Raw genomic sequence first — 12,423 nt, 5'->3', positions numbered from 1 at the left:
ATACTCAATGCAGAAACCGACCATTATTGAGGCAGCGTATGATTTCTGTAGCCGAAGCCAGCGGCGGCTTTTCCGCCCTGACCCGCCTGTACAAACGTCTCGTCAACGAACTGATCGGTCAGCTACCGCTGCAGCCACAAACCCTGCCCCTGGCGCCCACGGACGATGCCTTGAAATACGGCATGTGTCGCGACACCACCTATGTGGTGAAAGGCGGCATGCTGGGTATGCGCTGTCAGGACCGCAAGCTGTTCACCTGGGACGAGGGCGACCTGATTCTCCCCGACGCCGGCAACGATGAAATTACCTATTACGCAGAAAGCTCCGTGCTGCTGGCCGCCTACCCCACCGTCGAACTGGTGGATGCGGTTCTCGCCGACGAACAGATGGCACGGCTGTGGACCCGGATTCTTACCACCCAGCAAGGCATGCTGACACGGCTTCTCGCCGCCCATGTTCCCGAAGAGCACCACACCACACCGGGTTTCGCCTATTTTGAGCCCGGCAATATCATCATTCACCAGGGCGAACCCGCCGACTATGTCTTCAGCCTGTTCGAAGGTGAAGCGGATGTGCTGGTGGATAATGTGGTCGTCGGTCATGTCAGCGAAGGAGAAGTGCTCGGCGCCATCGCCCTGCTCACGCATTCACCACGCAGCGCCACGGTGCGGGCAAAATCACGCTGCTCGGTGGTCAAGGTTCCCAAGCACCAGTTCAAGAACCTGATCCGGACCAACCCCGGCATGATCCACAGCCTGCTGACAGACATGGCCCGGCAGGTAAAATCATTGAATGGTCAGGTGGTGGAATTGTCGGCCTGATCCGGCGACGTTCGCCTCCAGGCCCGAAAGCGCAACCTCAGCAACCCCCAGGGAGGGCGGCTCACCATGAAACATCTCATCGGATGGGCGTTTCTGATTGTGGTCATTGTTCTGGTTCTGATTGGCGTCATGGCGGAAGACCCGCCGATCATGGCCGAAGGCATGCAGGACACGCCGGCCGCCACGGACAATCAGCCCGGCAACTGACGCGCCGTGCAAACCGGGCATTGAGGATCGCGGGGAATCGCCACCTGGCGCCAACCCAACGTCCGGCCGTCGAACAAATGCAGCACCGATGCCACCGACGCACCGGACAGCGTTCGTATGGCAGCCAGAGCCTGCAAGGTTCCCACCACACCGACCACCGGCCCGAGAATCCCCGCCTCGCTACAGGCCAGATCACCGTCCGTGCCGTCCCCGTACACACAGGCGTAGCAGGGGCTGTCCGCGGCGCGCAAATCAAACACTGCCAACTGGCCATCCATGCGAATAGCGGCGCCACTGACCAGAGGCTTGGCATGGGCCACACAGGCACGGTTGATGGCCTGTCGAGTGACGAAGTTATCGGTGCAATCGAGTACCAGGGTCGCCTCCGCGACGGCGGCGTCCAGCCAGGCATCATCCACGCGCACCACCGCCGAGCGCACGTCCACATCCGCGTTCAATAGTTGCAGCTGATCTCGTAGCGCCTCAGCCTTGGGCTGGCGGACCTGGTCACCGCGAAACGCCACCTGCCGGTGCAGGTTGCTCAGCTCCACCCGGTCGTCATCCGCCAGCACCAGCTGCCCGACACCGGCGCCCGCCAGATATAACGCCGCCGGATTGGCCAGACCACCACAACCGACGATCAATACCCGGGCGGCTGCCAGCGCCTCCTGCCCGTCCAGATCCAGTTCATCCACCATCAATTGGCGGCTGTAGCGATTGAGTTGCTCGTCGTTAAACATGAAAAGACTCGCTGCATGCAACACGCTTCACGCTGACACGCAAAGCCGGTCTATGAAAGTGACGGCAAAAGCCTGAAGATCGCAAGCAGGCTTTCGCCTACACCGGGTGCTGCCCAAAGGTGACCCGGTCGTTGCCACCCAGATCCTGCGCCGTACCCACCTGCACGAAGCCGGCCTGCGTCAACAGGGTACGCACGGCCTCACCCTGCTCAAAGCCATGCTCCAGCAACAGCCAACCGCCGGCAACCAGTTTGCCGGCGGCTTGCTGAGTAATGGCAGCCAGATCCGCCAACCCGTTATTGGGCGCAACCAGTGCCGAGCGGGGCTCGAAACGCACATCCCCTTCATCCAGATGATGGTCGCTTTCCTCGATATAGGGCGGGTTGCTGACGATCAAATCAAACGGCCCCGGGCAGGGCGACAGCCAGCTGCCCTGCAGACAGGTCACCGCGGCCCCCAGCCGATGAGCGTTGTCAGCGGCCACCTGCAAGGCGGCCTCACTCAGATCCACCAGGGTGACATGCCAATCCGGCCGCGCCAGCGCCAGGGAAACGCCGATGGCTCCGGTCCCCGTGCCCAGATCCACCACCCGCGCCTCGGCGGGCACATCCAGCGACAGGGCTTTTTCCACCAGGGTTTCCGTATCCGGGCGGGGAATCAGGGTATCGGCGGTCACCCGAAACAGGTGGCCAAAAAACTCCCGCTCGCCGATCAAATGCGCCACCGGCTCGCCCGCCACCCGGTGGCCCAGCAAGGACGTAAAGTCGGCCTGCTGCGCAGTGCTCAGTTCGCGTTCGGGCCAGGTAAAGAGATAGCTGCGCGGCTTGCCCAGCACGTGGCAAAGCAGCAACTCCGCATCCAGTGCGGCGCTCGGCGAGTCGCTCAACCGGCTACGCGCATCGCGCAGGGCCGCGTCAATGCGCATGGTGATCAGCTCTCGCCCAGCGCGGCCAGCTGATCGGCCTGGTACTCCGCCAGCAAGGCACCCAGCAATTCATCCATGTCCCCCTCCATCAGCTCGCCCAGGCGATACAGGGTCAGGTTGATGCGGTGGTCGGACACCCGGCCCTGCGGGTAATTGTAGGTCCGGATGCGCTCGGAACGGTCACCGGAGCCCACCAGGGACTTGCGCTCCGCCGCCTGCTCCGCGTGGGCCGCGTTCTGCTGGGCATCATAGAGTTTGGCACTGAGCAGGCTCATGGCGCGGGCCTTGTTCTTGTGCTGGCTGCGCTCGTCCTGACATTCCACCACCACACCGGTGGGCAAGTGCGTAATACGCACCGCGGAATCGGTGGTGTTAACGTGCTGCCCCCCGGCGCCGGAGGAGCGATAGGTATCGATACGCAGGTCTTCGTTGCGAATGGTGATATCGCCCAACTGCTCGGCTTCCGCCATGATCGCCACCGTACAGGCGGAGGTATGGATACGCCCCTGGGATTCCGTGGCCGGCACCCGCTGCACCCGGTGGGCACCAGATTCAAATTTCATGCGCGAATAGACGCCATCACCGATCACCCGTGCGATCACCTCCTTGTACCCGCCGTGCTCGCCCTCACTGGCGCTGACCATCTCCACTTTCCAGCCACGCTGATCGGCGTACTTGGAATACATGCGGAACAGATCGCCGGCAAAAATGGCCGCCTCGTCGCCACCGGTGCCAGCGCGGACTTCGAGGAATACGTTGGCACCGTCGCGGGGGTCTTTCGGCAGCATCAGTTTCTGCAATTCTTCGGCAAGCTCCTCCATGCGCGCCTGGGCATCACGGGCTTCTTCCGCGCCCATTTCGCGCATATCCGGATCGCTGTCGTCCTGCATGGCCCTGGCCGCGTCCAGGTTATCCGCAGCCTGCAGATACGCCTGATAGCATTTCACCACCGGATCGATTTCCGCGTACTCCCGGGACAAATCACGAAACTGGTTCTGATTGCCGATCACATCCGGGTCAGACAGCAACCCCGCCAGTTCTTCGAACCGGTCTGCGAGCTTGTCCAGCTTGCCTTGCAATGACGCTTTCATAGAGTCCTCTAAAGCACAGCGCTTTATTCAGGGGTGTATTCGGGTGAGCTATTCGTTTTCTTCGGACGAGGAACCCGGATTTTCGAGCAGCAGCTCGCGGGCCAGCAACAGGGCTTCGGCGCGACCATCTGCCGCCATTTTTCGCAAGGTCACACTGGGCGTATGCAGCCACTTGTTCACCAGCGAATGCTGAAACTTGCGCAGCACCTGTTCCGCATCGCCACCATTGCGTAACTGCTGAAGGGCTTTTTCCAGTTCACTCTCCGCCATGCTGGTGCGTTGCTCACGGTAGTCGCGCAACACCTTGACGGCATCCTGCTCACGACGCTGACGGCGATGCCGCACAATGGCATCACGGATCAATTCCGAGGCTTCCTGGGCCGCCTGCTGACGGGCACGGACATTTTCCTGAATGGCTTCCTGCAGGTGATCCACCGTGTACAGGTAAACGTCGTCCAGCTCACCCACCTCCGGTTCGATATCCCGAGGCACGGCGATATCCACCATGAACATGGGCCGGTGGCGACGTTTTTTCAGGGCCCGCTCTACCATGCCCTTACCCAGAATCGGCAACGGGGCGGCAGTACAGGAAATCAGGATATCGGCACTTTCCAGCGCCACCGGCAATTCTTCCAAGCTGATGCCCCGGCCGCCCACGGCCGCTGCCAGCTCGCTCGCCCGTTCCTGGGTGCGGTTGGCAATGGTAATTTCCTGCACCTGTTGCTCGCCCAGGTGACGGGCCACCAGCTCGATCATTTCACCGGCACCAATCAACAACGCCCGGCTTTTTTTCAGGTCCGCAAAAATGTGGCGCGCAAATGAAACCGCCGCATAGGCCACCGATACCGGGTTAGCACCGATGCCGGTTTCCGTGCGAATGCGTTTGGCCACCGAAAAGACTTCCTGGAACAGGCGCGACAGTTCGCCATTGAGCAGGCCTGCCTCGTGGGCACGGGCATAGGCTTCACGCATCTGCCCCAGGATCTGGGGCTCGCCCAGCACCAGCGAATCCAGGCCGCCCGCCACCCGCATCATGTGCTCCAGCGCCTGCTCCCCGGAGTGCTGATACAGCACCGTGGACAACCGCTCGGCGGACAGGTTACGGCTCGAGGCCAGCCATTGGGTAAAATTCGGGGAGACGTCGTCGGTGAGGCAATACAGCTCGGTGCGATTACAGGTAGACAGCAAGGCAGCCTCCCGCACACCGGGCATCTCACGCAAACTGGCCAGCGCCGCTTCCGCCTGCTGCGTTGAAAACGCCAGACGTTCGCGTAACTCCACATCCGCGGTGGTGTGATTGACGCCAACAGCGACTAGATTCATACATTCCTGTGCGCGACAGTGACAGCGGGCGATCGTGGCCAGCCCGAAAACCCCGAAAAAGCCGGGGCGCAAGGGTGTGGCATTTTGCGCGAAAGCGCCTGCCAAAACAATGTCGGCCCGGAGAGCAAACCGTTATGGTAGCGCACACCACTTCACGGTTTGGGCAATGGCCAATCGCTGTGCCATGATAGCCCAAACAGAAAACAGGCATACCGACCTTAATGACCCGTTACGCGATTCTGCCGCTCTGCGGCGCACTCCTGATCCACGGCTGCGCCAGCCAGACCCCAGCTCCTGAGCCCACCCCGGAACCCACGGTGCCGGTGGCCAGCGCCCCGAATTATGACAGCGAGACCCTGTCCGACCTGCTCGTGGCAGAAGTGGCAGCCCAGCGCCAATCCCTGGGCGTGACCCTTGGCTACTACAGCCGGGCAGCGGAAAGCACCCGTGACCCGGCCGTCATCAGCCAGGCCGCCCGGCTGGCCCACTATCTGGAAGATCCCCAGCAAGCCCTGGCCATGAGCGAACTCTGGCTGGACACCACGCCGGACAGCGAGGACGCCCTGCAAGTGGCCATCCTCTCGGAGATTCGTCTGGGCAACACTTCAGCGGCCACCCGACATCTGGACCAGTTACTGAGCGCCCATGGCGAAGACGCCCTGGGTCGTCTGGTCAACCAGGCACGCGGCCTGGACGAGCAAGGCAACCTGCAACTGGTCGAGGCCCTGGCCCAGCTCACCGACAGCTATCCGGATCAGGCACCTCTCTGGTACGCCCGCGCCCTGTGGCTTGAACACGAAAAACAGCCCGAACCGGCCCTGGACGCCACCGAGCGCACACTCAAATTAATGCCCCGCCATGAAGATGCCCTGCTCCTCAAGGCGCAGCTGCTCTACGAAACCGGCGAGCCCCAAAAAGCCCTGCGCCACCTGAAAAAGCTGGTCCGCAAATACCCGCAAGCGCGCCGCCCCCGCATCGCCTACGTTCGCATGCTGCTGGCCACCGGCCAGCTGGAAGAGGCTGGCGAGCAACTCACCATCATGGCAGAGCAAAACCCTCAGGATCTGGACCTGCGCTTCTCGCTGGCCCTGCTTGCCCTGGAGGCTGGCGCCAGCGATGCCGCGCAGACCCAGCTTAACGTCCTGCTCGCACAGAACTATCGCCCCGACGATATTCATCTGTACCTGGCCCAGGCCGCCGAGCAGAAGATGGACACAGACAGCGCCATCGACCATTACCTGAAAGTCGGTGGCCCCCAGGCCATCCGCGCGCGAGTGCAAGCCGCCCGCCTGCTGTACCAGCAAGGTAATGCCGGCCAGGCCCACGCCCTGATGCAGGATCTGGCCCAGCAACAACCGGAACTGCAGGACAGCCTGACCATCACCGAAGCAGAAATGCGCAGCAGCAACGGCGACCCTCAAGGCGCCATCGCCCTGATCAACGACGCACTGCGTGACCAGCCCGACAATACCGAGCTGCTCTACAGCCGTGCCATGACCGCCGAAAAGGTGGGCGACCTGGCACAGCTGGAAAAGGACCTGAAGCGCATCATCACCCTGAACCCGGACGATGCCAGCGCCCTCAATGCCTTGGGGTATACCCTGGGCAACCGGACCGATCGTCTGGACGAAGCCTATCAATACGTCTCCCGGGCACTGGAGCTGCGCCCCGACGACCCGGCCATTCTCGATTCCATGGGCTGGGTACTGTACCAGCGCGGCGAGCCGGAAGCCGCCCGGGACTATCTGCGCCGGGCCTATGAAAAATTCCCCGACCCGGAAGTCGCCGCTCACTATGGTGAAGTCCTGTGGGTTCTGGGCGCCCAGAACCAGGCCCGCCAGGTCTGGCGCGACACCCTGGAAAGCGACCCGGACGCCCCCCACATCCGCGAAGTCATGGAAAAACTCGGAGCCCGCCTGTGACCCTGAGCCTTACCCGCCTTATTGGCCTGGCGCTGATAGCCCTGGCATTAAGCGCCTGCCAGCTACGCCCCACCACGACCGCCCAGTTCGAACACCCCGGCCAGATCCAGCAATGGCAGATAAGCGGCAAGCTCGGCTACCGCACCGCCAACGACGGCGGCAGCGCCACCTTTGACTGGCGCCAACAACCCCAGCGGGGCGATATTCATTTTTCCGGACCACTGGGCTTTGGCAGCGCAGACCTCCATTGGGATAGCGGCCGCGCGGAACTGGTCACCACCAAGGAAACCTACCAGGCCCGCAGCCCCGGCGAACTGGCCTGGCACCTCACCGGCTTCTGGCTGCCCGTGTCTGCCCTGCAATACTGGGCTCGTGGCCTGCCCTGGCCCGGCGCACCAGCGGATGCCGAATACGATGACCAGCAACGCCTGATTTCACTGGAGCAACTGGGCTGGTCGCTCAGCTTCGATCGCTACGCGCCCATCGCCGGCGTCGCCCTGCCCTACCGCATCAAGGCCCAGCAGAACAGCAACCGTTTCACCCTGCTGATCAAGGACTGGCAACCCGGCAGCAGCGCCCCGTGACCCGACCAACACCCGCCCCGGCACTGACACTGCCGGCCCCGGCCAAGCTCAACCTGTTCCTGCACATCACTGGCCGCCGCGATGATGGCTACCATCAACTGCAGACCGTGTTCGCCCTGCTCGACCATGGCGACACCCTGGCATTCTCCCCGGCAGACGCCCTGTCGCTGCAATGCCACACGGAAAACAACCAGGACGCCCTCCCCACGGATGACAGCAACCTGATTCTGCAAGCCGCCAGAGCACTGCAGGCGCACACCGGCAGCAACAAGGGGGCGGCGATCACCCTGACCAAGCGCCTGCCACTGGGTGGCGGCGTAGGTGGCGGGTCCTCCGACGCCGCCACCGCCCTGCTGGGTCTGAACCAACTCTGGGAGCTGGGCCTGACACTGCCGGAGCTGGCCGATATCGGTCTGGCGCTGGGCGCCGATGTGCCCGTCTTTGTGTTGGGGCACAGCGCCTGGGCAGAAGGTGTCGGCGAACAAATTTCCCCCGTCACACTACCAAATGACGCTTTTTTGGTCGTTCACCCCGGAATTCATGTATCAACTGCTCGAATTTTCGGCGACCGGCAATTGACAAGGGATACACCCATCAGTAAATTACCGGCCTCGCTTGAGGCGGTGCTGACCCGCGACTTTCACAACGACTGTGAAGCGGTGGCAACCCGGCACTTTCCGGAAATCGGAAAAACGCTGGACTGGCTCAAGCAACATACGGGCAATGCTCGTATGACCGGCACAGGCGCTTGCTGTTTTTCCCGCCTGACCGGATTGCAACAGGGGCAGCAATTGCTGCAACAGTTGCCACAACACTGGACAGGTTTCGTCGCTCGAAGCTGTAATACTTCTCCTCTCCACCAGATTCTGGGAGAGACACTGGCGAAGTTTCGAGAGACAAAGAATTCAGGCAAACCCGCTTAAGCGGGCCTGAGACCGAGTGTTGGGGTATAGCCAAGTTGGTAAGGCAGCGGGTTTTGATCCCGTTATTCCCAGGTTCGAGTCCTGGTACCCCAGCCATTTTCTTCTGAGGAACCTCTTACCCTTCCCCTTAGCGGTTCCCAAATTCACGACGCAAGACCCCAGGGGGCGCCAGTGTCCAAGCTCGTCGTTTTCACCGGTAACGCAAATCCCGAATTGGCCAAAGCCATGGTCAACAACCTGAACCTGCCGATCGGCAATGCCGATGTGGGCACGTTCAGCGATGGCGAAGTTGCCGTGGAAATCCAGGAAAACGTGCGCGGCAAAGACGTCTTTATCGTGCAATCCACCTGCAACCCGACCAACAACAACCTGATGGAACTGCTGGTCATGGCCGACGCCCTGCGTCGCTCCTCCGCAGGCCGCATCACCGCTGTTGTCCCCTACTTTGGTTATGCCCGCCAGGATCGCCGCGTGCGCTCCGCCCGTGTGCCGATTACCGCCAAAGTGGTCGCCGACATGATCACCGCCGTTGGTATTGATCGCGTGGTTACCGTGGATCTTCACGCCGACCAGATTCAGGGCTTCTTCGATATCCCGGTAGACAACGTCTACGCCACCCCGCTGATCGTGGCGGACATCGAACGCCAGAACCATGACGACCTGATGGTGGTCTCCCCGGACGTGGGCGGTGTAGTCCGTGCCCGCGCCCTGGCCAAGCAGCTCAATGACGCCGACCTGGCCATCATCGACAAGCGCCGCCCCAAGGCCAATGTGTCCCAGGTGATGCATATCATCGGTGAAGTGGAAGGCCGCACCTGCGTACTGGTGGACGACATGGTCGATACCGCCGGCACCCTGTGCAAAGCCGCCCAGGCCCTGAAAGACCACGGCGCCGCCAAGGTGATTGCCTACATCACCCACCCGATCCTGTCCGGCCCGGCCATCGACAATATTGCCAGCAGCGCCCTGGACGAACTGGTTGTCACCGACACCATCCCCCTGTCCGAAGCCGGCCGCGCCTGCGCCAACATCCGCGTCCTCAGCCTGGCCCCCATGCTGGCCGAGACGGTACGCCGGGTGAACAACGAAGAGTCCCTGAGCGCCATGTTCGACCGGCTGGAGCTGGTATAGAACGCCTGACGCCAGATGCTCGACGCCTGACGCTGAAACCCGCTCTTCGAGCGGGTTTTTGCTTTTTAGCGCGTCCGTCATCAGGCATCTGGCGTCTGGCGTGCTTTTCATGCATAATCGCGCCCCCGCGGAATCCTCCGTGGCTTTATCAACCTCTCTGGCCGACCTGGTCGCGGGAAGCCCGAGAGCATACTGGAGACAGACCATGTCCAATGAATTCCTGCTGAATGCAGAAAGCCGCAGCGATACAGGGAAAGGTGCGAGCCGCCGCCTGCGTCGTCTGCAAGAACGTGTTCCCGGCATCCTCTACGGTGGCGAAGCCGAGCCGCAGATGATCAGCGTTGAACTGCGCGAGCTGAAAAAAGCCCTGGAAAACGAAGCGTTCTACAGCCACATCCTGACCCTGAAGCTGGACGGTGCCAGTGTACAGGCCGTACTGCGTGACATGCAGCGTCATCCTGCCAAGGGCCACCCGCTGCACGTGGATCTGCTGCGCGTCGACAAGACCCACAAGATCACCATGAACGTTCCCCTGCACTTCATCAACGAAGAAAGCTCTATCGGCGTGAAGAAGCAAGGCGGCGAGATTCAGCACAACTACGCGGAAGTGGAAGTGAGCTGTCTGCCCCAGCACCTGCCAGAGTTCATCGAAGTGGACATGGCTAACGCTGAGCTGGAGACCGTTATTCACCTGTCCGATCTGAAACTGCCGAAAGGCGTGGAACTGACCCAGCTTGCTCTGGGCGACGACCACGACCAGCCGGTAGCTGCGGTTCACCAGCCGAAAGTCCGTGCGTCCGCTGATGACGATGCCGACGAAGCGGCAGGCGAAGAAGCCTCAGGCGAGGAATAAGACGCACCGTGGCGGAACCTGTTCGACTGATCGTGGGCCTGGGCAATCCGGGCCGCGAATACGAAGACACCCGCCACAATGCCGGCGTCTGGTATGTAGACGCCCTGGCCCGACGCCAGGGCGTCTTCCTTACCGAAGACAAGAAATATTTCGGCCTCACCGCCACCTTCTCCTTTGAAGGCGAAACGATCCGCCTGCTGGTTCCGACCACCTTCATGAACCGCAGTGGTCAGGCAACCGCCGCACTGGCAAATTTCTTCAAGATTCCCGTTACGCAGATGCTGATTGCTCACGACGAGCTCGACCTGCCCCCCGGCTGTGCCCGCTTCAAGCAAGGCGGCGGCCACGGAGGCCACAATGGTCTGCGCGACATCATCAGCCGACATGGCAACAGCCGCGACTTTTACCGGCTACGCCTGGGCATCGGCCACCCCGGCTCTGCAGACCGGGTTACCCCCCACGTGCTGAACAAACCCTCCAAAGCCGACCGGGACCTGATCGATCGCGCCATCGATGAAGCCGCCCACTACACCGCCGACATGCTCCGCGGCGACCTGAACGGCGCCATGAACCACCTCAACGGCTTTAAAGCGTAAGATCAGCCACACGCACGCGACAACGCGAGAGCCGCTTTCTTTGATTTAAAGCAACGAGCCGCGCCCTGACCATGAGAGCGACCTCATGGCGTACACGCCTCCTCCATAGCGGCGGCGCGTTGTAGCTTGTCGCTTGCCGCTCATGTAGCATTGCGGCCTCGAAAAATGGAGGTCTGTCATGGGTTTCAAATGCGGTATCGTCGGTCTGCCCAACGTGGGCAAATCCACCCTGTTCAACGCGCTGACCAAAGCGGGTATTGATGCCGAGAACTTCCCGTTCTGCACCATTGAACCCAACACCGGCGTGGTACCGGTGCCAGACCCGCGTCTGGACAAACTCTCCGCCATCGTCAGCCCGGAGCGGGTGATGCCCGCCACCATGGAATTCGTTGACATTGCCGGCCTGGTCGCTGGCGCCTCCAAAGGCGAAGGGCTGGGCAACAAATTCCTGGCCAACATCCGTGAAACCGACGCCATCGCTCACGTGGTGCGCTGCTTCGACGATGAAAACGTGATCCACGTATCCGGCAAGGTATCCCCGCTGGACGATATCGCCGTGATCAACACCGAGCTGGCCCTGGCCGACCTGGACACGGTAGAAAAAGCCCACCTGCGCGCCACCAAGGCCGCCAAGGGCCAGGACAAGGACGCCAAAGGCCTGCTGCCGGTACTGGACAAGGTACTGCCCGCCCTGAACGAAGGCGACCCGGCCCGTTCCGTGGAGCTCACTGACGATGAGCGCAAGGCAATTAAAAGCCTCAACCTGCTGACCCTGAAACCCACCATGTATATTGCCAACGTGGACGAAGGTGGCTTTGAGGACAACGCCCTGCTGGACGCTGTGCGCGAGCTGGCCGAGAAAGAAAATTCCTCCGTGGTGCCGATCTGCGCCAAGATTGAATCGGAAATTGCTGAGCTGGACGACGAAGAAAAAGCCGACTTCCTCGCTGACCTTGGCATGGAAGAACCGGGCCTGAACCGGGTGATTCGTGCCGGCTTTGACTTGCTCGGCCTGCAGACCTACTTCACCGCCGGCGTTAAGGAAGTGCGCGCCTGGACTGTTCGGGTTGGCGCCACCGCCCCCCAGGCTGCCGGCGTGATTCATACGGATTTCGAGAAAGGTTTCATTCGTGCCGAAGTCACCGGCTACGATGATTACATCGACAACAACGGCGAGCAGGGTGCCAAGGAAGCCGGCAAGTGGCGCCTGGAAGGCAAGGAATACATCGTCAAGGATGGCGACGTGGTGCATTTCCGTTTCAACGTATAAGAACGCTGCACGCACCACGCTTCATGCAACACGCGAA

Annotated in this window: 13 protein-coding genes and 1 tRNA gene; 10 read left to right on the top strand and 4 right to left on the bottom strand. The window is 61.6% G+C overall.

Annotation, left to right across the window (positions count from 1 at the left end):
- Window positions 1–38: 38 nt before the first annotated feature.
- A complete protein-coding gene (locus ADG881_RS14440; RefSeq protein ID WP_007149823.1) occupies window positions 39–821 on the top strand; it encodes a cyclic nucleotide-binding domain-containing protein in 783 nt (260 codons plus the stop codon).
- A 66-nt stretch (window positions 822–887) separates the two neighbouring features.
- On the top strand, window positions 888–1,028 hold the full coding sequence (locus tag ADG881_RS17630) for a hypothetical protein (protein ID WP_155133440.1): 141 nt from the start codon (window positions 888–890) through the stop codon (window positions 1,026–1,028).
- Here the strand turns inward: ADG881_RS17630 and ADG881_RS14435 are convergent.
- The 4 genes from ADG881_RS14435 to hemA form a co-directional block, all read right to left on the bottom strand.
- Window positions 1,013–1,768 (bottom strand): molybdopterin-synthase adenylyltransferase MoeB, encoded by a 756-nt coding sequence (locus ADG881_RS14435; protein WP_007148337.1) that lies wholly within the window; start codon window positions 1,766–1,768, stop codon window positions 1,013–1,015. The two genes, ADG881_RS17630 and ADG881_RS14435, sit on opposite strands and share 16 nt — an antisense overlap.
- A gap of 97 nt (window positions 1,769–1,865) precedes the next feature.
- Window positions 1,866–2,693, bottom strand: coding sequence for a peptide chain release factor N(5)-glutamine methyltransferase (gene prmC / locus ADG881_RS14430; protein WP_007151095.1), 828 nt, complete (start codon window positions 2,691–2,693; stop codon window positions 1,866–1,868).
- A 5-nt stretch (window positions 2,694–2,698) separates the two neighbouring features.
- Window positions 2,699–3,784: a peptide chain release factor 1 gene (gene prfA, locus ADG881_RS14425; RefSeq protein WP_007150265.1), complete on the bottom strand. Its 1,086-nt coding sequence runs from the start codon at window positions 3,782–3,784 to the stop codon at window positions 2,699–2,701.
- A gap of 48 nt (window positions 3,785–3,832) precedes the next feature.
- Window positions 3,833–5,107, bottom strand: a complete 1,275-nt coding sequence (gene hemA, locus ADG881_RS14420; protein ID WP_007148964.1) for a glutamyl-tRNA reductase — start codon at window positions 5,105–5,107, stop codon at window positions 3,833–3,835.
- A 221-nt stretch (window positions 5,108–5,328) separates the two neighbouring features.
- On the opposite strand from hemA, the gene ADG881_RS14415 reads away from it, so the two are divergent.
- From ADG881_RS14415 to ychF, 8 genes are all read left to right on the top strand, one after another.
- Window positions 5,329–7,029: a tetratricopeptide repeat protein gene (locus ADG881_RS14415; protein ID WP_007149861.1), complete on the top strand. Its 1,701-nt coding sequence runs from the start codon at window positions 5,329–5,331 to the stop codon at window positions 7,027–7,029.
- Complete coding sequence (lolB, locus tag ADG881_RS14410) at window positions 7,026–7,613, top strand: lipoprotein insertase outer membrane protein LolB (RefSeq protein WP_007150623.1); 588 nt, start codon at window positions 7,026–7,028, stop codon at window positions 7,611–7,613. Before ADG881_RS14415 ends, lolB begins: the two co-directional genes overlap by 4 nt.
- Window positions 7,610–8,536: a 4-(cytidine 5'-diphospho)-2-C-methyl-D-erythritol kinase gene (gene ispE / locus ADG881_RS14405; RefSeq protein ID WP_007150983.1), complete on the top strand. Its 927-nt coding sequence runs from the start codon at window positions 7,610–7,612 to the stop codon at window positions 8,534–8,536. Before lolB ends, ispE begins: the two co-directional genes overlap by 4 nt.
- Before the next feature lie 20 nt (window positions 8,537–8,556).
- Window positions 8,557–8,632: transfer RNA gene (locus ADG881_RS14400), tRNA-Gln, on the top strand.
- Between the two features lie 75 nt (window positions 8,633–8,707).
- Entirely contained in the window at window positions 8,708–9,667 is a 960-nt protein-coding gene (locus tag ADG881_RS14395) for a ribose-phosphate diphosphokinase (protein WP_007149324.1), read from the top strand.
- Between the two features lie 205 nt (window positions 9,668–9,872).
- Entirely contained in the window at window positions 9,873–10,520 is a 648-nt protein-coding gene (locus tag ADG881_RS14390) for a 50S ribosomal protein L25/general stress protein Ctc (RefSeq protein ID WP_007149641.1), read from the top strand.
- An 8-nt stretch (window positions 10,521–10,528) separates the two neighbouring features.
- Window positions 10,529–11,116, top strand: coding sequence for an aminoacyl-tRNA hydrolase (pth, locus tag ADG881_RS14385; RefSeq protein ID WP_007149289.1), 588 nt, complete (start codon window positions 10,529–10,531; stop codon window positions 11,114–11,116).
- A gap of 178 nt (window positions 11,117–11,294) precedes the next feature.
- Window positions 11,295–12,386, top strand: coding sequence for a redox-regulated ATPase YchF (gene ychF, locus ADG881_RS14380; protein ID WP_007150675.1), 1,092 nt, complete (start codon window positions 11,295–11,297; stop codon window positions 12,384–12,386).
- The last annotated feature ends 37 nt before the right edge of the window (window positions 12,387–12,423 follow it).

This window comes from Alcanivorax sp. DG881 (assembly GCF_000155615.1).
Lineage (GTDB): Bacteria > Pseudomonadota > Gammaproteobacteria > Pseudomonadales > Alcanivoracaceae > Alcanivorax.
The sequence above is the reverse complement of the archived record's forward strand: the minus strand, read 5'-3'. Positions and strand labels throughout refer to the sequence as shown.

Bases quoted from the DNA above. Each gene is read 5' to 3' on its own strand.
- ADG881_RS14440 (WP_007149823.1), top strand. From the start codon at position 39: ATGATTTCTGTAGCCGAAGCCAGCGGCGGCTTTTCCGCCCTGACCCGC.
- ADG881_RS17630 (WP_155133440.1), top strand. From the start codon at position 888: ATGAAACATCTCATCGGATGGGCGTTTCTGATTGTGGTCATTGTTCTG.
- ADG881_RS14435 (WP_007148337.1), bottom strand. From the start codon at position 1,768: ATGTTTAACGACGAGCAACTCAATCGCTACAGCCGCCAATTGATGGTG.
- prmC (WP_007151095.1), bottom strand. From the start codon at position 2,693: ATGCGCATTGACGCGGCCCTGCGCGATGCGCGTAGCCGGTTGAGCGAC.
- prfA (WP_007150265.1), bottom strand. From the start codon at position 3,784: ATGAAAGCGTCATTGCAAGGCAAGCTGGACAAGCTCGCAGACCGGTTC.
- hemA (WP_007148964.1), bottom strand. From the start codon at position 5,107: ATGAATCTAGTCGCTGTTGGCGTCAATCACACCACCGCGGATGTGGAG.
- ADG881_RS14415 (WP_007149861.1), top strand. From the start codon at position 5,329: ATGACCCGTTACGCGATTCTGCCGCTCTGCGGCGCACTCCTGATCCAC.
- ADG881_RS14390 (WP_007149641.1), top strand. From the start codon at position 9,873: ATGTCCAATGAATTCCTGCTGAATGCAGAAAGCCGCAGCGATACAGGG.
- ychF (WP_007150675.1), top strand. From the start codon at position 11,295: ATGGGTTTCAAATGCGGTATCGTCGGTCTGCCCAACGTGGGCAAATCC.